Source organism: Azonexus sp., from assembly GCF_047638095.1.
Classification (GTDB): Bacteria; Pseudomonadota; Gammaproteobacteria; order Burkholderiales; family Rhodocyclaceae; genus Azonexus.
The window spans coordinates 41928-63108 of the sequence record NZ_JBLJBW010000011.1 but is presented as its reverse complement, the minus strand read 5'-3'; the positions used below and the strand labels follow the sequence as shown (position 1 = coordinate 63108).

Genomic DNA, 21181 nt, shown 5'->3' with positions numbered 1-21181 from the left:
TGGAGCAGCGACATGCAACAAAATCACCCCGATGCCCCCCTGTTGCCCCATCGCCTGAGCGTGCTGGGCGAGGCAATGCGTGCCGTGGCGCAGCATGTGTGGACAGCACTGGACGACAAGCTCGTACCGACCATCCCCGTGCCCGACATGCTCGCCACGGTGGCGCGCATACTGGCCATGCTCGATGCGCAAATACAGCTGGTGAGCGTGCGCACCAATGATTTGATGCCGGAGGTCATCGCCAACCAAACCGCTAGCGATTTGGCTGTCTATCGCGCGGTGGGGCGTTTCGAGGCTTCTGTCCGGGAATTGCTTGCCGGCTACCATCAGGTACTCAGCCTGGCCGCCTTCGGTGACGGCGTGATCGCGCGCAATCTCCTGGCCAATGCCTATCGGCACACACTGAACGAAATTCATGACTGGCTGTGCGAAGTAGTATTCACCATCGCCGATCCCCTGGCCGCCATTCAGCGCCGTGGATTGCCGAGCTCCGGTCATGTCGAATTGCCACTCACCCTGACATTGACACCAGCGCCCGAACTGGACGAGTTGGCAAAGTGGGTTGCCCAGCATTCTGCCCGACGCACCCCCCGACCCAGCCCCCGTACACCGGCAGCATCCGTAACAACAAGACCTGCCCAGCCCAAAAGCCCAGGGTTCTGGGACACGCTCACCACCGCCATCCTGCTCTGCGGAATCAGCAATGCCTTGTTTGGCAGCGATGCTGATGACTGCGATGTATAAAACTGCGGCAGCCACATGAGCGATGACAGCGAAAAAATTGCCGTCGCCCTTGTCTGGCTGGGCGGCATCCTGCTCTTTGCCAAGAGCTGGCAAATCAGCGACTCATTCATTGCCGCCTGTCTGCTGACCGTCATCGGGGGACCCTTCCTGCTGTTCTTTGCCGCCCCCTTCATCATTTTCAGCGCGCTGCTGCTGGAAATTATCGGCCCTCTCCTGCGCAAACTACTTTCCTGAATCACCGCCCCACCTTGCCGCTGCGTTCGAACTTGCGCTGCAGCAGGTGGACGGATGACCTATCCCGTATCCAAGCACGCCGCAAACGCCGCTCCTGCTTCCGGGTGCGCTGTGAACGCTTGCCGTAGCCAATCGGCCTGACGCACGACGGCTTTCCTGATCTCGGCGGGCGCTGCTACAAAGGCTGTGAGCAAGCTTTCTGCATCTTCCTCGCACAGCGCCGCCGCCAACGTCACCGCCTGCACGCGATCTTTCTTCGCTTTTTCTGGAAAACCCTGGCGCTGCGCACTGGCGTAGAGTTTGTGAAAAACCAGCCGTGCCGCTTGCGGCAAGCGCAAGGCGATACATTGTCCGCCGGCCAGCAAAGCCGCCGGCTCAGGGTTTTCCAGCAGATAGTCGTAATGCGGAACCGTCTGCGCCGCCCAAGCCAGCTCTGGCAGGCAAACGATACGCCCCAGCGGCTTGCCCGGTGCCAGCACATCCACCCGTAAGCCCTGCACCCCCGGCAATTTGACCGAGGTCGATGGCTGTGACGACGGCAGCCCCGGCACCGCAACGAAAGGCAATCCAATCGCCTGCATGGTTTTGAAAAACCCGACCGGCGCGGCGAGCTTGAGTTGCTGACGGCGCGCCAGATCGATGTCTTGCGTGCGCGCCGTCACTGCGATTGCGCCATATTCATTCAGCCAGGCCATATAGGCCAAGGTGCCCACCAGCACCAAACCTGCCTCGAAAGCCCCCTGGTTGCGCAGTTCGACGAGCACCCGCGCCACCACCTTATCGGCCACCTGAAAACCCAATTTGCGCAGACTCGACACCTGCGCCGCCGCCCACTGCGCGAAAGCGATCTGCTCAGCCATCGCACTGCGGGCGTGCTCATCTTCCTCGCTCCCCACCAGCGTTTCCGCCTGCTGGCCTGGCACGCTGTAATACACCCGGTACCAATAGCCGCGCCCGCGCTTCTCGCGCAGATAAAGCGTGCCCGGCGTACCAGGCAACAGGGGATGCGCCAGCAGGCTGCGCTCCTTCAGCTCCGCATACTGCGTGCGAAATGCCAGTTCCTGAGGACGAAACAACCCGGCCATTTGCTCTACCTATAAAGTTACCCAATGAAAAATTTTTTTATTGGGTAACTTTAGCAAATCCGGCAGCCACGACAACCCCCTGCCGCCGCGCCCACAACGCAGTCGCACGAGCACAAACGTAAACGCGACAGGATTTTCTCTGGCGTCCAGCGAATTTTCACGACTCAGTGGCGTTTCTGGCGGCTGCCGCACGACGGGCATCGCATCCGATCCGTAATTTCGACCAGTTGACCAGTCATCTGAGCAATACTGCGGGAGCCGACACTTGGCTATCAATCACAACATCCATGCCGGCGATAATGGGCGCGTCGTGGGTTACGACAACGCCCATGATGGCCACCATCGCCACTACTTCGGTGTCGTGAAGCCTATCGAGTTCGTGAGCTTCGAAGACACTGAAGAGCGCTTCGAACAAGACTGGATTGCCCTGAAGGACGGAAAATGACCCAGCTCACCATCAAGACCGGAACGGAAGAAGACTTCTTCAAGCGTGGCCGCCAGTTGGCGAAGGCGGCAGACCGCGGCGAGCAGCTGCCTATCGAGCGCATCATCAGCTTTGAAGACCCGGCTGATGTGATGAAGCTCATCACGGCGGCTCGTTTGCCGCTGTTCCACTCATTCCTTGGCGGAGCGCACGTCACGCCACAAGAACAGGCAGAGCGCGGCGAAGCTGGTGAAGAGGAGGCCAAAGGCGGTGATCGCCAGCGGGAGTAGCCATAGGGTATCGAAACGCTTGATCTGCGCATTTTCGGGGGCTGCCGGGCTGTAGATGATGCCGACAGGCTCGCCCACGGTGAAGGCGTAATTTCCCGTTCCCAAGGCGGCGCGCCGGGTGTGCTCCTGCCCTGCCTGATCGCGAAAGCGAAATACCGGGTAATACAGCGTACCGCCCCGGCTGCCTTTGCCCGACTCGACCGTCACGATCTTCCCCGGCGCGTGCACCGCTTGCGCAACGAATGCGGCGGTCCGCGCCAGCCAGATCGCGCCGCCGGCACTGACCATCAGGCCGAGCGCCAAGAAGAACAAGAGAAAGCGCCGCCCGTAGACTTTTCCTTCTGCCCGCTGCGTCATGCTCGCTTACCCGGCGCTGCGTTCGAGATTGAGGGCCAGCAGGCGTTTGAGGATTTCGTCGTCAGGCATGGCCGGAGTGTAATCCTCCCAGCCGTAGGCGGCGGCGACGGCGGCGTCGAGTTTCTGGTGCGCCATGTCGAGCCAGGCCGGACGGACGTTGTAGAGATTGGTCAGGGTGCGTTTTTTCAGCTCGGCCTCATGCCCGGATTTGGCGAGCGGGCGTTGGGGAAAGCCGGCTTTTTCTTCTTCCGGGGTGATGACCCACTCCACCCACTCCGGCGGATTGAGCCAGTTGTCGCGCATCTGGTTGAGGTAACGCGCCGCCGCCGCGATGTTCTCCGCCAAAATATCGCCCGCCATGCAGGGCGGTGCCGCCTGCCCGCTTTTCGGGGCGGTATCACGCGGCGTCATGCGTGCGGGAAAGGGAAAGGTTTCAAAGGTGGTGGTGGGGGTGTAACGCGGGCGATCTTCGAGTGAAGTGCCGAGGCGCAGCGACCAGAGTTCGTGGAAACGGGAATGCAGGATGCCGAAGGTGAGGTCGTCGGCGCGGGCGATGGCCACAACAGCTGTGTCTGGTATAGCTCCCCCATTTCGCCAAACAAATAGCCGATGCTTTGAAACCCGAACCGTTAATATAAAACGTGACAACCCCCGAAGGGCTTCCCGCATCTGTGGGCGAGGTCTCTCATGTAACCACCACTTTGGGTCACTTCTTGCATGTTTTACATGCTGAAGAACGTGCAAAAACGGGGTTTCAAACAAAGAAGCATCGGCCTCTGACATCGTCACACCAAAATCTATGATCCAGTAATCTTGGGGACGCTTGGTTACATCCTGCCCATTCCCCCACGGCCTTAAAACTTGAGAATTACTCAATCCATTAGGGTTTGGTAGCGATAACCAGGCACGAGCAATTTCGCCCGGAATCTCGAAATTTCCATATTTTTTTGTACCTTCAAAAGCCACTGAAATGTTTTCAACCAAACCTTTTGCTTTCGTTAGATCTAAACCCTCACCCGCCGTCAAATCCGCATGTATCGCCGCCACGTCCCGCCCATCCAAGCGACAGGCGGGGGGCGGGCAGGCGCAGTTTGAAGCTCTGCTTACGGAGTCTGCCCGCCCCCCGTCTGTCGCCGCCGCGCTGTCAGCCACCGCCCTGTCAGCCACCGCCCTGTCAACCACCGCACCGGAAACCGCATCGGAAAACCCGAATCCCACCAAAGAAACCCGCACCGCCGCCCCGTCATTCACCCACGGTTCGTCGCTCCAGGCAACAAAAATCCGCGTGCTGTCGAGCACACGATCCAACACCTTGCGATTGGCACCGCCACGGATGGAGTTGGTGGACACCAGCCCCGCCGCCCGCAACACCCCCGCCGCAATCTGCGCCCGCGCTTTCTCGAACCAGTAAGTCACCAGATCGGCCCCACCGGGAACGCGGCCATCGTAAGTTTTACGCAGGGTTTCAACGTAGGCATCTCCCAGTTCGCCGCGCATCACGCTGCCCCCCAGAAACGGTGGATTCCCCACCACCACATCCGCCGTCGGCCACGCGGCTTCGCTGCCGTCGGCATTGAGCAGCGCATCACGATGCTCGATGCCATCGAGTGGGCGCAAAATCGGGTTGTGGGCGTGCGGATAGCCGTTTTGCCGGCACCATTGAATGTCGCCGATCCAGACGGTGACGCGGGCAAGTTCGGCAGCGAATTCGTTGATCTCCAGGCCGAGGATATTGTGCGGGCCGGTTTCCATCGCCAGCGGCACCGGCAAGCCAAGTTCCTGACCTTCGACGTGCACACGCTTCTCAACATCGCGCAGGGCGCGCAGCGCCAGATACAGAAAATTGCCGCTGCCGCAAGCGGGGTCAAGCACGCGGAAATGATTCAGGCGCAACAGAAAACCCTGATAGAGCGCGGCGGGCTTGCTGCCCGGTTTTTTCAGCTTCTGCGCCGCCTGAATATCGGCCTTGAGCGCCTGCCACTCGGCCAGCAGCGGCTCGCGGATCAAGGGGTCGATCAGCTTGGCGATGGTGCCGGTATCGGTGTAATGCGCGCCGAGCGGAGCGCGGGCGGTGGGGTCGAGGCCGCGCTCGAACAGAGTGCCGAAGATGGTCGGATCAATCGCCCGCCAATCCATCTCGGCGGCGGCGCGATGCAGCGCAGCCAGATCGCTGGCGGCCAGCGGCGGCACATCGATATGCTTGAACAAACCGCCGTTGAACCAAGCAATGTCATGGTCGCCGTATTCGCCGTTTTTGTCGCGCATGGCGGCAAACAGCTTTTCGATGCGCCGCGCCGCCTTGCCCGCATCGCCGCCCGCATTGGCCAGCAAGCCGGTGAAAATACCTTCAGGCAAAAGCTGCTCATCCTCGGCAAACATGCAAAACAAACATTGCACGAGAAAATGCGCCACCCGCTCGCCGCAATGCTCGGCAAACGCCGGGCGCTCGCGCATGGCCTTGGCCAGATCGGCAAACTGCCCGGCGGCCTGAGCGGTAATCGCGGCGGTGGATTTTTCCGGGCGCAGTTTTTCCGGGTCGGTAAACACCCAAGTCAGCAACTGCCGCTTTTCCGGCTGGATCAGCTCGTCGATCAGGATTTCGCGCGGCTCGTCCGGGTAGCCGGTGAAGGCGGTATGAATGACGATGCGCTCGCGGTCGCACACCACCAGCAAAGGCGGATTATCGAGCTGCAAAGCGTAATCGGTGAGCTGCTTCAAGGCCGCGCCCAGATCGCGCCCGGGCTTCTTGTTCTCCCAGGCAAAATGGCCGCGCTTCCAGACATCGGCCCAACCCTCACCGCCGCTCGCCTTCTTCGCGCCGCGCTCGAAACAGTAATTGTCCGGATCACGCGGTTTGGCGAGGCCGAGCAGATCACATAAATCATCAAAATGCGCCTGCGCCCCGGCGCGCTCGGTCAGCGGGTTGTTTTTCCAGGTGGCGATGAAATGTTCAGGGGTCATGGCGGGCGGGGCAGAGCCAAAGAAAACGAATCATACTCGGGGACACCACCAAAAATAGCCCCGCCGCGAAACTCCCGCCTCGCTCTACGCGCCGAAATCAAGGAAGCAACCCATTTCAGGCGACAGCGGCCCGTCATCGGTAAGCAGCAACGCCATCGCTTGTGAACTTTATGCAGTAAAAATGGATTTATTAGTTTTTGCTCAACGAAACTAATTAATAACCTATAATTCACCACATGAATGCGCTGACCTACTCCAAGAAAGCCGCTAAACAACTGCGAAAGCTGCAAACTGCGGACAGCAAGATGGTTCGGAGCGAGTGCAACAAGCTAGTGAGCATGCCAAATTGCGCTAACGTCAAGGCGCTGGTCAATCACGAGCAGCAATACCGGCTGCGGGTAGGTAACTTTCGGGTGTTTTTTGATTTTGACGGTGCGGCTCGCATCGTCTCGATTGAAGAGGTGAAAAAACGTGATGAACGCACTTACTGAAAGCGTACAAATTCTTCGCGACGCAGGCGGGCATCCTGCCTTTGCGGTGATTCCTTTTGCCGACTACCAGACGCTCGTCAAGGGCAAAACCAAAGTCGAACCAGGAATTCCCGCCGCCGTGGTGGACTTGGCAATGGACAACGAATGGTCTGCCGCCCGTGCATGGCGCGAGCACAAAGAATTGACCCAAACCGAGGTCGCGCAACGCATGAGCATCACCCAAGGAGCATACGCGCAGCTTGAAGCCAAAAAGAGCATCCGCAAGTCCAGCCGCGAGAAAATCGCCAAGGCGCTCGGCATTCATGAGTCCCAACTCGATTTCTGACGGCACCAACGCAAAAACAGTCCCGCCCCGAAACCCCCGCTTACATCTGGCAAACGACAACTTACATCGGGCTGACTAAGCTTTGATCCGTCGCCAGTTCGCTGGCTTGTTTCCAGGAGTTCGTCATGCAAAAAATCTCTTTCACCCGCGCCACCTTGATCGCCGCCGCTTTGGCGATCACCCTGCCGGTCAGCGCCATGGCCTTTCAGGGTAAGCACGGTTACGGCAAGCATGAAGGCGGACGCGGCCACTGCGACATGCACGGCGGCGGCTTCATGAAAAGCGCCTACGGCATGCCCGGCGGCGGCGCGATGCGCGGCCTGCAGCGCCTCGATCTGAGCGAGGCGCAAGAAGACAAAATCTTCGACCTGATGCACCAGCGCGCACCGGAAATGCGCCAGCAAATGAAAGCGCTCAAGAAAAACGAACAAGCACTGCAAACGCTGCGCCAAGCGGCAAATTTTGACGAAAAACAGGCGAAAACCCTGATCGACAACATCGCCCGCCAACGCGCCGACATGGAACTGGCCCGCCTGCAAGGCGAGCGCCAGGTGCTCGACATCCTGAATCCGGAACAACGCCAGCAACTGCAAGCGATGCAGACGATGCGCGGCGGAAAACCGGGGCAGATGGGGCAGCGCGGGCCGCGCTCATAAAAACCTAAAAACCATCGATCGGGGCTGCGGCCCCGATTTTTTTGCCCAGGCCGCTATACTCCCCCTGCCCGCAACCGACACAGGAGACTGCCATGAATACCCCGCTCGATTCCGCCGCCCTTGCCCAGCTATTTAGCGCAGCGCGCACACACAATGGTTTTACCGATCAAGAAATCAGCGACGCCCGCCTGCACGAACTTTACGAACTTCTGAAGTGGGGGCCGACGGCCGCCAACAACTGCCCGGCGCGCTTTGTTTTCGTCAAGTCGCAAGCGGCCAAAGCCAAGCTCGAACCCGCACTCGCCCCCGGCAACCGGGAAAAAACCATGGCCGCCCCGGTCACCGTGATCGTCGCCCGCGACATGGCCTTTTACGAACAGCTGCCAACCCTTTACCCGCAAGTCGATGCGCGCTCCTGGTTTGTCGGCAACACGGCAATGATCGAAGAAACCAGCCTGCGCGACAGCGCCTTGCAAGGGGCGTACCTGATGCTCGCCGCCCGCGCCCTGGGGCTGGATTGCGGGCCGATGGCGGGTTTTGACAAAGCCACCCTGGACGCCGCTTTCTTTGCCGGCACGCCAGTGAAATCGGTGTTTCTGATCAATCTCGGCTATGGCGACCCGAGCAAACTCTACCCGCGCAACCCACGCCTGCCCTTTGACAAGGCTTGCCAGATCGCCTGATCGCTGTTTGCCCGGTAGCTGTTTGCCAACCCTAAAAATCACCCGGCTACCCGGGCAAACTCATAAATGACACCATCGTGGACAGCCAAAAAGTCGTTCACGATCAATAGCTTACAAATGGCGCACGGGGCTTTTTATTTGCAGCATGGCTTGATCAACTACGGAAAACCCGTACAATTCAACCATGCGCACCGTGATCAAAACCCCGACATTCCAGAAGCAGGCCGAGAAGCTGTGGTCAGAAGATGAGCGACTGGCCTTCATTGACTGGATTGCGGCGAACCCACTGGCCGGGGATGTGATTCCTGGTGCGGATGGCGCGCGCAAGGTGCGCTGGAGCCGTGCTGGTTCTGGCAAATCGAGCGGTGCACGGGTGATCTACTTCAACCTGACTGAGCAGGAGGTGGTGCTGTTGGTGGCGGCGTATGCCAAGACTGAACGCACCAACATGCTTCCCGCCGAAATCAAAAAGAGGGTGTGACATGAGCATCAAAAAAATCGACATTGAGAAAGTGGCGACGGCTATCGAGGCCGATGCCGGTGAAGCGCTTCCCGATCTGCGGCAAGCACTCGCGGAAGCGAAGGCAGGGCTTGGACGAGTGACCACGCCCGATCAAATCCTTGTGCGCCAAGCGCGGGAAAAATCTGGCCTGACACAAGCCGCATTTGCCGAGCGTATCGGGACCCCCGTGGCCACCTTGCGCGACTGGGAGCAAGGGCGGTTTGCCCCACCCGGTGGCGTACTGTGCCTGCTTCGACTGATCATCAAGTATCCCGAGTTGTCCCAAGAGTTGAGCGCAGCATGAGATTTTCCGAAGGCGGTGTTTTTCATGGCATAAATTCGCGGCCTTCCAGTCGCTGCCCGTCAATGCCTGTGTTTTTCTGCTGATCTTCTTTCGGTTTTTCGTCGCCCACACTCTGCCGCCCGAACGCTTTCCTCAAGAGTTGTTCCAGGCGCGCTGAGGTGCCACGGCAGGGCCGGCGGCCTCCGGTATAATCGCGCCTTTTCCGATTTTGCCTGCCGCTGCCATGGAACTCGCTAAAGCTTTTGAACCTGCCGACATCGAACGTCGCTGGTATCCCGAATGGGAATCTCGCAATTATTTTGCCGCCGGTGCGAATCCAGAATGCGCCGATAATTTCTGCATCCTGCTGCCGCCGCCCAACGTCACCGGCACCCTGCACATGGGACACGGTTTCAACCAGACGATCATGGACGCGCTCACCCGCTACCACCGCATGCGCGGGGCGAATACGCTGTGGCAGCCGGGCACCGATCACGCCGGCATCGCCACCCAAATCGTGGTTGAGCGCCAACTCGATGCGCAGGGCGTTTCGCGCCACGACCTCGGGCGCGAAAAATTCCTCGAAAAAGTCTGGGAATGGAAAGAATATTCCGGCAACACCATCACCAAGCAGATGCGCCGCATGGGCACCAGCCCGGACTGGACGCGCGAGCGCTTCACGATGGATGCCGGACTGAACAAGATCGTCACCGAAACCTTCGTCCGCCTCTACAACGAAGGGCTGATTTACCGTGGCAAGCGCCTGGTGAACTGGGACCCGAAGCTGCACACCGCCGTCTCCGACCTGGAAGTGGTGCAGGAAGAAGAAGACGGCTTCATGTGGCAGATCCGCTATCCGCTGGCCGACGGTTCGGACAGTCTGGTGGTGGCCACCACCCGCCCGGAAACCATGCTCGGCGACACCGCCGTCATGGTGCACCCGGAGGATGAGCGTTACGCCCACATGATCGGCAAAATGGTCAAGCTGCCGCTCAGCGGGCGCGAGATTCCCATCATCGCGGATACCTACGTCGACCGCGAATTCGGCACCGGCTGCGTCAAGGTTACGCCAGCGCACGATTTCAACGACTACGCGGTGGGCCAGCGCCACAACCTGCCAATGATTTCCATCCTGACGCTGGATGGCAAAATCAACGATCAGGCCCCGGAAAAATATCGCGGCCTGGATCGCTTCGCGGCGCGCCAGGCGGTGGTCGCCGATCTCGAAGCCGCCGGCCTGCTGGTGCAGATCGACAAGCACAAGCTGAAGGTACCGCGCGGCGACCGTACCGGCGTGGTGATCGAACCCATGCTTACCGACCAGTGGTTCGTCGCCATGAGCAAACCCGGCACCGATGGCAAATCCATCACCGAAAAGGCGCTGGAAGTCGTGCATTCCGGCGAAATCAAGTTCTACCCGGAAAACTGGGTGAACACCTACAACCAGTGGCTGAACAACATCCAGGACTGGTGCATCTCGCGCCAGCTGTGGTGGGGCCACCAGATTCCGGCCTGGTACGGCATCAATGGCGAGGTGTTCGTCGCCCGCAACGAGGAAGAAGCCCGCCATCTGGCCGATCAGGCCGGTTACGCCGGGCAGTTAAACCGCGACGAGGACGTGCTCGACACCTGGTATTCCTCCGCCCTGTGGCCCTTCTCGACGCTGGACTGGACGGGCGAGGCGGCGATTGATGCGACCAACCCGATGTTGCAGCAGTACCTGCCCTCCTCCGTGCTGGTCACTGGCTTTGACATCATCTTCTTCTGGGTGGCGCGCATGGTGATGATGACCAAACACATCACCGGCAAGATTCCCTTCAAACACGTCTATGTGCACGGCCTGATCCGCGATTCGGAGGGCCAGAAAATGAGCAAATCCAAGGGCAATGTGCTCGACCCGATCGACCTGATCGACGGCATCGGCCTCGACGCCCTGGTCGAAAAACGCACCTTCGGCCTGATGAACCCGAAGCAGGCCGAAAGCATCAGCAAAAAGACGAAAAAGGAATTCCCCGACGGCATTCCCGCCTTTGGCACCGACGCCCTGCGCTTCACCTTCGCCTCGCTTGCCTCGCCGGGGCGCGACATCAAGTTCGATCTGAATCGCTGCGACGGCTACCGCAATTTCTGCAACAAGCTGTGGAACGCCACCCGCTTCGTGCTGATGAACGTCGAAGGGCAGGATCTGGGCCTGGAGCACGGTGCCGGCAGCCCGAATTGCAGTGATAAAAATTACCTCGATTTTTCCTTTGCCGACCGCTGGATCGCCAGCCAGTTGCAACGCCTGGCGGCAGAACTGACGCAGCATTTCGCCGAATATCGCTTCGACCTCGCCGCGCAATCGCTCTACAAATTCGTCTGGGACGAGTTCTGCGACTGGTATCTGGAAATCGCCAAGGTCGAAATCCAGCAAGGTAACCCGGCGCAGCAGCGCGCCGCCCGCCGCACCCTGGTGCGCACGCTGGAAAAGGTGCTGCGCCTCGCCCACCCGCTGATTCCTTTCATCACCGAGGAGTTGTGGCAGGTGGTCGCGCCGATTGCCGGGCGCAAGACGCACGAATCCATCATGCTCGCCGCCTACCCGCAGGCGCTGGAATACAAGTTTGATGCGGCCAGCGAGGGCAAGATCGAGCGCCTGAAAACCCTCACCCACGCCTGCCGCAATCTGCGTGGCGAAATGGGCATTTCCCCGGCCCAGCGCATGCCCTTACTGGTGGCCGGCGGCGATGAAGAAATCGCTGAATTCGCCCCCATCCTGGCGGCGCTGGCGAAACTGTCGGAAGTGCAGATCGTCGCCGACATGCCGGAAGACACGCCCGCGCCGGTGGCCGTGGTCGGCGAGATCCGGCTGATGTTGCAGGTGGAAATCGACATCGCGGCGGAAAAAGAGCGCCTGAACAAGGAAATCGAAAAGCTGGAAAAGCAGATCAGCATCGCCCAAGGCAAGCTCGGCAACGAAAGCTTCGTCGCCCGCGCTCCGGCGGCCGTCGTCGCGCAGGAAAAACAGCGCGTGGCCGAATTCACGGCAACGCTGGAAAAACTCAAGCCGCAACTGGCCAAACTGGGAGCCTGAACGATGAGCGCACCACAGCACAGCGAACGTTTCAGCAGCATCTTCGCCCTGTTCATGATTTTCTGCGTCCTCGTCTGGGTGTGGGGGCTCATTTTTTTCATGTTCTGGCCCTGGCAAAAGGGCGGCGAATGGCTACCCGATTACCCACTCGCGGTGCACTGCAGCAACGGCCAGGATTGCATCATCCCGGTCGGCGAGCTCGCCCAAGCCCGCGCCGACGGCAAACTGACCGCGCTGCGCCCGCAAGAAGCACGCGGCGAACTCGATTACCGCGACCTGTTCGTGCGCTGGGCCCCATGGGGCGAAGATCTGGAGGTCAAAACCTCTGCCTGGAATTTCCAGACCTCGGTGCACTACCGCATCGATCCCGAAACCCAGCAACCGATTCTGGTCGAATACCAAGAACTGAACGCCAAAATCTTCTTCTACGCCATCCTCGCCGCCCTGGGTTCGCTCGCCGTACTGCATCTGTATCGCCGCCAGCGCGGTTAAGTATTTGTATGTATTGAGTTTTGACCGGGAGCGGCAGTCATTTGCAATAGACGGCTTTGCACTTGTGCTGCAGCGTGCGGTTGGCGCCCTACATAAACTTGCCGAGATTGCGCAGCAACCGGGTATCAGTCTGCAAGGACTGGGCTTCGCCGATCACGATACGCGAGGCGTCGGGGTGGCGTGGATTGATCAGCAGGCTGCGCTCTGCCGGTACGACCGCACTGGGGACATTCAACACAGCGGTCTGCCCACCTTCCAGCCAAGCCAAACCCAAGTCTTGCAGAACATCTCTCGCATCGATGGTTCGCCAGCCCGGCGGCAGCTGATCGACCTCGATACGCGTTTCAGGCAGATCGGCGGGCAGTTGCGCGGGAATCAGCACATAGTGCGCCCGCAGGGGATCGTCCTGCACCATCAATTCGAGCAAGGCCAGGGACTGGGATTCGGTGGTATAGACCACCTCCCAGCCCTTCGGATTCCAGCGTCCGCCGTAGAGCCTGGCACCCTCACCGCTGAAAGCGGTCTGGGCAAAGCGCGCCGTGGTGATGCGCCAGACGGTGCGCATCAAGCAAACACCCCGTGCTCGATCCGCCCCAGGGTGTCGAGCACGCTGTCCGCCCCGATATCCGTATCCAGCAGTGATAGCGGGCTCACCCCAGCCAGTGCCGCATTTGGGCTTTGCAGCCAGTTGAGGGCGCGGTCGGCATTTTCAAAGACGGTCTCGGCACGCTCGACCACGCGGGCAAAGCGCACGAACTTGGCGGATTCCTCGGGCGAGAGCACACCCTCGCGCTTGCGCCGAGCCAGTGTTCGCTCGGGGATGGACAAGGCCTGCGCCAGTTCGTTCTGGGTAATGCGTGTGATGCGCACCACTGCATCGACCGAGGCCGAGGGAAGACCCCGACGGACCAAGGGAATCCAGTCCATAACCACCCGGGGCCGGGTATGGAGCACGGCTTCGCCTCCGAGCAGGTTGACCGCTGAAACAAACGAGGAATGCAGGCGGGCAGTCGTCATGGTGTCCTCCTGTTCAAAAAAAAGCCACTTGGCTTCCAGTTTAGACAAAAATGGCTTCGAAGTCCAAGAAGCCAAAACTCAGAAACGCACCCGCTGCAACCCGCGCAGCGCGTTGCCCAGCCAGAAACCCTCCGCCAGATCGGCCGGCCAGAGCAGCGCCTCGCGCGCCTTGCCGCTGGCCAGCAGATGCGCCCGCAGCACGCCGGGCAGCGCGCCACTGCTCAGCGGCGGCGTCAGGAATACGCCGTCGCGCTCGACGAAAACCGTGCTGCGCGCGCCTTCGGCGACTTCGCCGCGCTCGTTCAGAAATACCGCATCAAACACCGAGCCGTCCGCCGGTAGGGCGGCGAGCGCGGCATCGTAGAGCGGGCGGGCGGTGGTTTTATGGCGGCGCAGAATGTCCTCGGCGAGGATCGTTTCGCTCGCCAGCCGCGCCCGTTTTTCAGCCGACGGCGCGGCATCCAGCGCGGCAGCGGTCACTTCGATTTTCCCGGCATGATCAAGCGTCAGGCGCACCCGCCACAGGCCGCGCATGGGCTGCACCGCCAGCGCCTGCAGCACAGCGGCTTCGTCCAGGGAAAAACCCAGCGCCGCCGCCGAACGGCGCAGGCGGGCGAGGTGACCGGCCCACATCGGGTAGACACCATGCTCGCGGCGCAAGGTTTCGATCAGCCGCAAGCCCGGATCGGCGCGCAGAAAAGCCGCTTTCAGGGCGCATTCGGCCCACTCCGCGCCCGCCTCGGAATCGCTCACGATGCCGCTGCCCACGCCCATCTTGCCGCGCTGCCCGGCGTCCAGTTCGAGCGTGCGGATGGCGACGTTCAGCCGACAATCGCCGTCCGGCGACAGCCAGCCCAAAGCGCCGGTATAGAGGCCACGCGGCTGATCCTCCAGGGTATTGATGATCTGCATGGCACGGATTTTCGGCGCGCCGGTAATGGAACCGCAAGGAAACAGGGCGTGCAGCAGCGCGGCGAAACTTCGCCCCGGCACCTGCGCCGAAACCTGCGACACCATCTGCCGCACCGTCGGATAGGTTTCGAGCGCGAACAGTTCATCGACTCGCACGCTACCGGTGGCGGCGACCCGCCCCAGGTCATTGCGCAGCAGGTCGACGATCATCAGGTTTTCCGCCCGGTTCTTGGCCGATTGCGCGAGAATTTCCGGCGCTTCCGCGAGCGGCGCGGTTCCCTTCATCGGGCGGGTGACGAGGGTGTCGCCCTGGCGGCTGAAAAACAGTTCCGGCGACAGGGACACGAGACCAGTTTCCGCGTTACCAACGAAACCGCCGTAACGCACCGGCTGACGCGCGCGCAGCCGGGCGTACAGCGCCAGCGGCGAACCAAACCATGAAAAATCAAGAGGATAGGTCAGATTGACTTGATAACAATCCCCCGCCGCAATCAGGCGCTGGATGCCCTCCACCGCCGCCCGGTAGCGCGTTTCATCCCAGGCCGCCCGCAGCTCGGCGACACCCGCCGGCACCTCGGAAAATGGCGCCAGAAATGCCTCGGCAGCAGCGGCGTCGAGCGTTTCGCACTGAGCAAAACGCCAGAAACGGGCCAGCGGACGCGCCGCCTCTCCAGTGGACCAGGCGGGCGAGCCGTCACGAGGCGAGGCAGCCGGTTCGAGCAGATAGGCCAGCTCATAATCGAGCGCCATGACTGTCCAGGCCGCGCCCGGTTCGATTTTTTCCAGGGCTGCGGCGAGGCTCGCCGCGTCGGACACGCTCAGGGTGTCGACCAGATCGCTGAAACGCCAAGCGGCAGGCGCGCCTGCCGGGGCCTGCCGGTCTTCAAAAAATGCGGTCAGCCCGCAGGGGTCTGCAGCGTTTATTTGCGCTTCAAATCGAAGATGAAGATGCCGCCCTCTTCTTTTTGGGCGATCAGCTCATTGCCGGTTTGCCGGGCGAAGGCAGGAAAATCCTTCAAGGCGCCGGGGTCGGTGGCCAGCACGCGCAGCACCTGGCCAGAATCCATTTCCGCCAGCGCTTTTTTGGTGCGCAAAATAGGCAACGGGCAATTCAGGCCCTTGACATCGAGTTCGCGATCAAATTCCATGGTCATTTAACAGAATAGTGAAGCGCGCCATTTTAACCCCATTCCTCAACCGTCGGAGAAGCTCCCCTGAACAAAGGGTTTTATGCTGCGCCGCACTGAGCGCCGAAAGCTTCAGATTCCCGGTTTGAATTTTTGTCGACTTTGTTGGCGATGCCTGGCGCGGCAAATCCATTCACAGGCCCATCCACAGGCCCATCCACAAACCCCTGCAAACCCCAAAACAAGCCTGTATATCAGGGGTTTTTTTCTTTCAATTCTTCCAAACGCAGAATTTTCAGCTCACGCAAGCGGGCGTCGATCCCGGATAGTTCGTAAAAATTGGCATCGCCTGCCTTGAGCGCCAGTTCGAGCTGGCCAATCGCCCCCGCCGTCTGCCCTTGCAGGGCGAACACTTCCGCCAGCGCCCGATGCTGCATGGCATTTTTACCCAGCCCGGCATAGGCTCCGGCGCGCTGGCGATGCAGGCGAATGTCCTGCGGCTGCACGCGCAGTTGTTCTTCGGCAAAGCGCAAAGCCACATCGAAACGCCGGCCGCTCAACAGGGCGTCAGCATAGCCATAGATCAAGGCGCGATTTAAGGGATAGCGCTCCATCGCGCTGCGATAAAGGCGCAAAGCCTCCTCGGTTTTTCCCTGCGCCAAGCGTATTTCTGCCGCCAGCCGCTCCAGCAAGGCCGATTGCCCCAAGCGCCGCGCCGTCTCATTGGCGCTTTGCGCGGCATCCCATTCGCGCGCCCGCCAATGCGCATAGGCCATTCCGTACTGCGCGGCCGCTTCATTGACGAATTTACGCTCGGCGATCTGCCCGCCAAACAGTTTCACCGCATCATCAGCACGCCCTTGCAGCGCGCGCAATTTGGCGCGCACCAGATGAAAATCGAGGCTGTCGGGCACCTGGCGATAGTTCAGCCCGGTTTCCCGGTTCTGCATGTCCGCAATGCGCTCACTGGTCAGCGGGTGGGTGCGCAGATAGGCCGTGGCATTGTTTTCGTAAAGACGCGATGCTTGGCGCAAGCGTTCAAAGAAAAGCGCCATGCCGTGTTGATCGAACCCGGCACGCCCCAACATCTCGAAACCGAGGCGATCTGATTCGCGCTCGAAATCACGCGAGTAGGCCAGCTGCGCCGACATCGCCCCGGCCTGGCTGGCGGCAATGGCCGCCGCGCCCACCTGCGGATTGGAACCCGCCGCCAGCAAACCGAGGGCCATGCCGACCATGGAGGCAATGCTGACCCGTTTGGATTGGTATAGCTGACGTGCAATATGGCGCTGCGTGACGTGCGAAATTTCGTGCGCCATGACCCCAGCCAGCTCCGATTCACTCTGCGCTGCCAGCAGCAAACCCGTATGCACGCCGATATAACCCCCCGGCATGGCAAAGGCATTGATACTCAGATCGTTCAGGGCGAAAAACTCAAAGCCGAACCCCGGATCCTTGCTAAAACCCGCCAGCCGCCCGCCCAGCTGGTTGAGATAGCTTTCAACGTCGTAATCATCGAGATAGCTGATTTCCCGCTGGCGAATTTCCTGCATGATCTGCTGGCCGATTTTTTTCTCCAGCATGAGCGGAAAATCCTCACCGGCCACATCGCCCAATTCCGGCAATTCATGTGCCACAGCAGGCAGCAAAGCCCCGGTAAAAAGCAGGAAAAAAGACAACAACGCCCCCGCCCAATGGCGGCATAAGCAAAAACGCAAACTGCGGGGCAAGAGGAAAAGCGTGTGCATAGCAGTGCTATGATAGCGCAGCTTGGCGCGCCCATCCCGGGCCCTGCGCCCAAGGTTTCGCCCCATTGCGCCAGCTTTTCTGCGCAGCCCATGCCCCATCGTGACCACCGACCACTCTCCCCTCACCCATTTCGATAGCGCCGGCCAGGCCCATATGGTCGATGTCGGCGCAAAGCCCCCCACGCATCGCTTGGCCCGCGCCAGCGGCAGTATCCGCATGCAGCCCGCAACCTTCGCACTGGTTGAAAATGGCCAGGCGAAAAAAGGCGATGTGCTGGGTGTTGCCCGTATCGCCGCCATTCAAGCGACCAAGCGCACCGGCGAATTGATTCCCTTATGTCACCCTCTGGGACTCGATAAAGTCAGCGTCGAGTTCACCCTTGATGCCACCCAGCACTGCATCACCTGCACCGTCACCACCGCCTGCCACGGCCGCACCGGGATCGAAATGGAAGCCCTCACCGCCGTTTCCGTCGGCCTCTTGACCATTTACGACATGTGTAAAGCGGCCGATCGCGCCATGCGCATCGGCAACATTCGCCTGATCGAAAAAATCGGCGGCAAATCCGGGCACTGGCAAGCGGCAGACGATTGATACGGTCGATGCAGTTTGAAATTCCCTTCGGGCCGAGCCTGGCGAAAACTTTCGCAAGCCCTCGACATGCTCCGATCGAGCGCCTCACCTCTTGCCGTCACGGCGCAATCCGCCCACTGAAGAAGATCGCTCGGCTCCCCTATCGATTCATTGCATAAAGGACTCCAACATGCACGCACTTCGCCGCAGTTTTCTGCGCGGCAGCACCGCCGCCCTCTTGCTGCCTTTGCTCGGCACCGGCCTGCTGCGCCCAACGGCGGCCTTGGCCGCACCCTGGAAGCGCGAAGCCTTCAGCGCCACGACGACCGGGGCGGGGCTGCAGGCGCTGAACATTCCGCTCTTGAGCGAAACCCGCGACATCATTCTCAACGCCCCGGAAATTGCTGAAAACGGGGCCAAGGTCGATGTCGAAATCAGCAGCAAACTGCCCAATACGCGCAGCCTGCTTCTCTTCGCCGACAAAAACCCCCTGCCGCTGTGTGCCGAACTGGAATTTGGCGAAAACGCCCTGCCTTACGCCAAAGTGCAAATCAAACTCGGCGAAAGCATGCGCATCCGCGCCGTGGCCCGCACTGCCGACGGCAAAAATCACGTCGCTTTTCGCGACATCCAGGTCACCCTGAGTGGCTGCTAAGGAGCCCATCATGAGCGAAGCCATCCGTATCCGCATCCAACGCCAGGGCGAGGGTGCCGAAATCCGTATTCTCATGCAGCACCCCATGGAAAACGGCCTGCGCCGCGAAGACAACGGTAAAACCGTCGCCGCGCACTACATCCAGACCTTCACCGTCAAACTCAACGAGCGCGTCTTGATCAACGGCCAGTTGAACACCGCCATCTCGCGCAACCCGCTTTTCGTCTTCAAGGCCCGCCAGGTCAACAGCGGCGACACGCTCTCGGTGCATTGGCTCGACAACAAGGGCGGCACGCGCCAGGATGCGGTAAAAGTCGAGTAAGGCGACAAGGCCAAAAACCGCCGTCATCCTTGCTGCCTCAGCACCAGGCGCGAACCCTTCGCCTCGCGCCAGGCGCGGGGCGTCACGCAGCGCCGAAAAACGCAGATTGGCGCGATCTTGCGAAGAACGCGCCGGCTACGTCGGCTATAATCGCGGACTTTGCCAAACACCTCCCGCAGGAGCCCCGGTTGACATCGTTTCCCTCCGCCCCCTTGCTGTTGCGTGGCCTGATTGTCTGGGCTGCGGGGATTTTCATCACGGCAGCGCCGCTTCCCGCTGCGGCCGAATTGGATTTTTTCCCGCGCCTGCAAACCTCGCTGCCTAAAAGTTTTCCGGATAACGCGCACGGCGGCTTGAGCGTTACTGAACTGACGCCCCCGCCCGAATTACCGCTGACCATCGATCTCACCTTGCATCAAACCGACCTCTGGGACCGGCTGCGCAACGGTTTTGCCATGACCAACCTGAACGATGATCTGGTCCTGCACTACCAGCAGTGGTACATGAATCGCCCGGAGGCTTTGCGGCGCATGATTGAGCGCAGTCGGCCTTATCTGCACCACATCGTCGAAGCGCTGGAAGAACGCGGCATGCCCAGCGAGCTGGCGCTCCTGCCCATGGTGGAGAGCTCTTTCAATCCCATGGCACATTCGCCGGCCGCCGCCTCCGGCTTGTGGCAATTCATTCCGGCCACCGGCAAGCGCTTCAATCTGGAACAAAACTGGTGGCAGGACGAGCGGCGCGACGTACTCGCCTCCACCACCGCCGCCCTCGATTACCTGCAAACCATTTACGACATGCACGGCGACTGGCATCTGGCGCTGGCTTCTTACAACTGGGGCGAGGGGGCGGTGAAGCGGGCGATTGAAAAAAACGAGGCGCGCGGCCTGCCGACGGATTACCCCAATCTGACCATGCCCAAGGAAACGCGCCATTACGTCCCCAAGCTGCAGGCGCTGAAAAACATCATCGGCAACCCGCAAACCTTTGCCCACCTCAATCTGCCCTTCATCCCCAACCGCGCCTACCTCGCCACCGTTGCCGCCGCCAAACCCATGGATGTCAAAACCGCAGCGCGCCTGGCGAACATGACGCAGGATGAATTCCGCCACCTCAACCCCTCGCACAACCGCCCCATCATCAAGCCGAACACGCCGGTCGTGCTGCCTGCCGACCGGGTCGATACTTTCAAGGAAAACCTGGCCAGCCACGGCAGCGCCCTGACGCAGTGGCAAGCCTACGCCGTCAAATCCGCCGAGCGCCTGGGCGAAATCGCCAGCCGTTTCGGCATCAGCACGAATGATCTGGCGCAAGCCAACGGACTGCCGGGCAATGTGCGTTTGGCAGCCGGTTCCAAACTGCTCGTCCCCGGCAGCGGCGACAACCCGGAAAGCCTGCAACGCCTCCTGCACAGCGACGCCTCGCCCGCCATCATCCAACCCGAACCCAAGGCACGCGGCAAAAAACAGTTACGCAGCAAAACCGGCAAAACCAAAAACACCGCCCAAGGCAGCCGCACGCCCAGCAAGGGCAAACCCAGCGCGCGCAGCGGCAAAACCGAAAAACCAGCAGCAAAAAGCCCCGCCAAAGCGAGTAAAAAACGACGTTAAAAAACCTCGCCGCAGCGGCGAGGTTTTTTAACGGGTTGACCCGGGGTGACACAAAAACCCCTGAAAATGCCGCTGATTCAAAACGGCACATTCAGGCGCTGGCGCAAAAATTCTTGCGCCAAAACTTCTAAAACTTCTTAGTGCTGCCCGTGTTGCACGGGTTGCTGCATGGTTTTTCCGGCCATCACGTTGATCACTTTAGCCTCTACCTGCTTGCTGCTACCGTCTTCAAAACCGAGCGTAATAGGGACGATCTGGCCTTCTTTGAGCGGGGCTTTCATGTCGATCAGCATGACGTGTAGGCCGCCGGGCTTCAGTTCGGCCTGGCCCTTAGCCGGAATGTCGATGCTCGGCACCTGACGCATGCGCATGACGCCTTTGTCGTTGATGTGGTTATGCAATTCCGTCAGATTGGACGTGGGGTTTTCCGCCTTGACGACCTTGACCGGGGTGTCGCCGGTGTTTTTGATGACCATGAAGGCCCCCGTCGCCGGAGCATTGGGCGGGGCGAGGCGGACATAGGGTTCGTGCACTTCGACTTGATCCGCTGCACCCGCCAAGGCGGCGAGGGATACAAACAGGCTGGATACCAGAACGCTCAAACGTTTCATAAAAG

At 60.4% G+C, this 21181-nt stretch carries 24 protein-coding genes; 15 read left to right on the top strand and 9 right to left on the bottom strand.

The window, feature by feature from the left end; genetic code table 11:
- Positions 1 to 12: 12 nt before the first annotated feature.
- Together ACM62Q_RS04645 and ACM62Q_RS04640 are read left to right on the top strand one after the other, a co-directional pair.
- Positions 13 to 744, top strand: coding sequence for a hypothetical protein (locus tag ACM62Q_RS04645; RefSeq protein WP_415034056.1), 732 nt, complete (start codon positions 13 to 15; stop codon positions 742 to 744).
- A 15-nt stretch (positions 745 to 759) separates the two neighbouring features.
- Entirely contained in the window at positions 760 to 978 is a 219-nt protein-coding gene (locus ACM62Q_RS04640) for a hypothetical protein (protein WP_415034054.1), read from the top strand.
- Between the two features lie 59 nt (positions 979 to 1037).
- Here ACM62Q_RS04640 and ACM62Q_RS04635 read toward each other — a convergent pair whose 3' ends face one another.
- On the bottom strand, positions 1038 to 2063 hold the full coding sequence (locus ACM62Q_RS04635; RefSeq protein WP_415034052.1) for a GSU2403 family nucleotidyltransferase fold protein: 1026 nt from the start codon (positions 2061 to 2063) through the stop codon (positions 1038 to 1040).
- A gap of 265 nt (positions 2064 to 2328) precedes the next feature.
- On the opposite strand from ACM62Q_RS04635, the gene ACM62Q_RS04630 reads away from it, so the two are divergent.
- Entirely contained in the window at positions 2329 to 2508 is a 180-nt protein-coding gene (locus tag ACM62Q_RS04630) for a hypothetical protein (protein WP_415034050.1), read from the top strand.
- A 170-nt stretch (positions 2509 to 2678) separates the two neighbouring features.
- On the opposite strand, the gene ACM62Q_RS04625 is transcribed toward ACM62Q_RS04630, so the two are convergent.
- Together ACM62Q_RS04625 and ACM62Q_RS04620 are read right to left on the bottom strand one after the other, a co-directional pair.
- Positions 2679 to 3134 carry a DUF3592 domain-containing protein gene (locus ACM62Q_RS04625; protein ID WP_415034048.1) on the bottom strand — a complete coding sequence of 152 codons (456 nt, stop codon included), beginning with the start codon at positions 3132 to 3134 and terminating at the stop codon, positions 2679 to 2681.
- Between the two features lie 6 nt (positions 3135 to 3140).
- Complete coding sequence (locus ACM62Q_RS04620) at positions 3141 to 6095, bottom strand: class I SAM-dependent DNA methyltransferase (protein WP_415034046.1); 2955 nt, start codon at positions 6093 to 6095, stop codon at positions 3141 to 3143.
- Between the two features lie 236 nt (positions 6096 to 6331).
- Between ACM62Q_RS04620 and ACM62Q_RS04615 the strand changes: the two genes are divergently transcribed.
- The 8 genes from ACM62Q_RS04615 (at position 6332) to ACM62Q_RS04580 (ending at position 12600) form a co-directional block, all read left to right on the top strand.
- Positions 6332 to 6586 (top strand): type II toxin-antitoxin system RelE family toxin, encoded by a 255-nt coding sequence (locus ACM62Q_RS04615; RefSeq protein ID WP_415034044.1) that lies wholly within the window; start codon positions 6332 to 6334, stop codon positions 6584 to 6586.
- Entirely contained in the window at positions 6570 to 6911 is a 342-nt protein-coding gene (locus ACM62Q_RS04610) for a helix-turn-helix domain-containing protein (RefSeq protein ID WP_415034072.1), read from the top strand. The genes ACM62Q_RS04615 and ACM62Q_RS04610 overlap by 17 nt, the downstream gene beginning before the upstream one ends.
- Positions 6912 to 7036: 125 nt before the next feature.
- Positions 7037 to 7567: a Spy/CpxP family protein refolding chaperone gene (locus ACM62Q_RS04605; protein ID WP_415034042.1), complete on the top strand. Its 531-nt coding sequence runs from the start codon at positions 7037 to 7039 to the stop codon at positions 7565 to 7567.
- A gap of 92 nt (positions 7568 to 7659) precedes the next feature.
- Complete coding sequence (locus tag ACM62Q_RS04600; protein ID WP_415034040.1) at positions 7660 to 8250, top strand: malonic semialdehyde reductase; 591 nt, start codon at positions 7660 to 7662, stop codon at positions 8248 to 8250.
- A 184-nt stretch (positions 8251 to 8434) separates the two neighbouring features.
- Positions 8435 to 8731, top strand: coding sequence for a DNA-binding protein (locus tag ACM62Q_RS04595; protein ID WP_415034038.1), 297 nt, complete (start codon positions 8435 to 8437; stop codon positions 8729 to 8731).
- Between the two features lies 1 nt (position 8732).
- Positions 8733 to 9056, top strand: a complete 324-nt coding sequence (locus ACM62Q_RS04590) for a helix-turn-helix domain-containing protein (protein WP_415034036.1) — start codon at positions 8733 to 8735, stop codon at positions 9054 to 9056.
- A 223-nt stretch (positions 9057 to 9279) separates the two neighbouring features.
- Positions 9280 to 12108: a valine--tRNA ligase gene (locus ACM62Q_RS04585; protein WP_415034034.1), complete on the top strand. Its 2829-nt coding sequence runs from the start codon at positions 9280 to 9282 to the stop codon at positions 12106 to 12108.
- A gap of 3 nt (positions 12109 to 12111) precedes the next feature.
- Positions 12112 to 12600 (top strand): hypothetical protein, encoded by a 489-nt coding sequence (locus ACM62Q_RS04580; RefSeq protein ID WP_415034032.1) that lies wholly within the window; start codon positions 12112 to 12114, stop codon positions 12598 to 12600.
- Between the two features lie 88 nt (positions 12601 to 12688).
- On the opposite strand, the gene ACM62Q_RS04575 is transcribed toward ACM62Q_RS04580, so the two are convergent.
- The 5 genes from ACM62Q_RS04575 to ACM62Q_RS04555 form a co-directional block, all read right to left on the bottom strand.
- Positions 12689 to 13165 (bottom strand): RES family NAD+ phosphorylase, encoded by a 477-nt coding sequence (locus tag ACM62Q_RS04575; protein ID WP_415034070.1) that lies wholly within the window; start codon positions 13163 to 13165, stop codon positions 12689 to 12691.
- The gene (locus ACM62Q_RS04570; protein WP_415034030.1) at positions 13165 to 13617 is read right to left on the bottom strand and encodes an antitoxin Xre/MbcA/ParS toxin-binding domain-containing protein; all 453 of its coding nucleotides are present in this window, start codon (positions 13615 to 13617) and stop codon (positions 13165 to 13167) included. The genes ACM62Q_RS04575 and ACM62Q_RS04570 overlap by 1 nt, the downstream gene beginning before the upstream one ends.
- Before the next feature lie 78 nt (positions 13618 to 13695).
- On the bottom strand, positions 13696 to 15345 hold the full coding sequence (gene pabB / locus ACM62Q_RS04565) for an aminodeoxychorismate synthase component I (protein WP_415034028.1): 1650 nt from the start codon (positions 15343 to 15345) through the stop codon (positions 13696 to 13698).
- A 104-nt stretch (positions 15346 to 15449) separates the two neighbouring features.
- Positions 15450 to 15677 (bottom strand): sulfurtransferase TusA family protein, encoded by a 228-nt coding sequence (locus tag ACM62Q_RS04560; protein ID WP_415034026.1) that lies wholly within the window; start codon positions 15675 to 15677, stop codon positions 15450 to 15452.
- A 233-nt stretch (positions 15678 to 15910) separates the two neighbouring features.
- On the bottom strand, positions 15911 to 17404 hold the full coding sequence (locus ACM62Q_RS04555; protein ID WP_415034024.1) for a M48 family metalloprotease: 1494 nt from the start codon (positions 17402 to 17404) through the stop codon (positions 15911 to 15913).
- A 100-nt stretch (positions 17405 to 17504) separates the two neighbouring features.
- On the opposite strand from ACM62Q_RS04555, the gene moaC reads away from it, so the two are divergent.
- From moaC to ACM62Q_RS04535, 4 genes are all read left to right on the top strand, one after another.
- Positions 17505 to 17999: a cyclic pyranopterin monophosphate synthase MoaC gene (gene moaC, locus ACM62Q_RS04550; protein WP_415034022.1), complete on the top strand. Its 495-nt coding sequence runs from the start codon at positions 17505 to 17507 to the stop codon at positions 17997 to 17999.
- Between the two features lie 169 nt (positions 18000 to 18168).
- A complete protein-coding gene (locus tag ACM62Q_RS04545; RefSeq protein WP_415034020.1) occupies positions 18169 to 18633 on the top strand; it encodes a thiosulfate oxidation carrier protein SoxY in 465 nt (154 codons plus the stop codon).
- 10 nt (positions 18634 to 18643) lie between these two features.
- Entirely contained in the window at positions 18644 to 18955 is a 312-nt protein-coding gene (gene soxZ, locus ACM62Q_RS04540; RefSeq protein WP_415034018.1) for a thiosulfate oxidation carrier complex protein SoxZ, read from the top strand.
- Between the two features lie 188 nt (positions 18956 to 19143).
- On the top strand, positions 19144 to 20565 hold the full coding sequence (locus ACM62Q_RS04535; protein WP_415034016.1) for a transglycosylase SLT domain-containing protein: 1422 nt from the start codon (positions 19144 to 19146) through the stop codon (positions 20563 to 20565).
- A 137-nt stretch (positions 20566 to 20702) separates the two neighbouring features.
- Here ACM62Q_RS04535 and ACM62Q_RS04530 read toward each other — a convergent pair whose 3' ends face one another.
- The gene (locus ACM62Q_RS04530) at positions 20703 to 21176 is read right to left on the bottom strand and encodes a copper chaperone PCu(A)C (RefSeq protein ID WP_415034014.1); all 474 of its coding nucleotides are present in this window, start codon (positions 21174 to 21176) and stop codon (positions 20703 to 20705) included.
- Between the last annotated feature and the right edge of the window lie 5 nt (positions 21177 to 21181).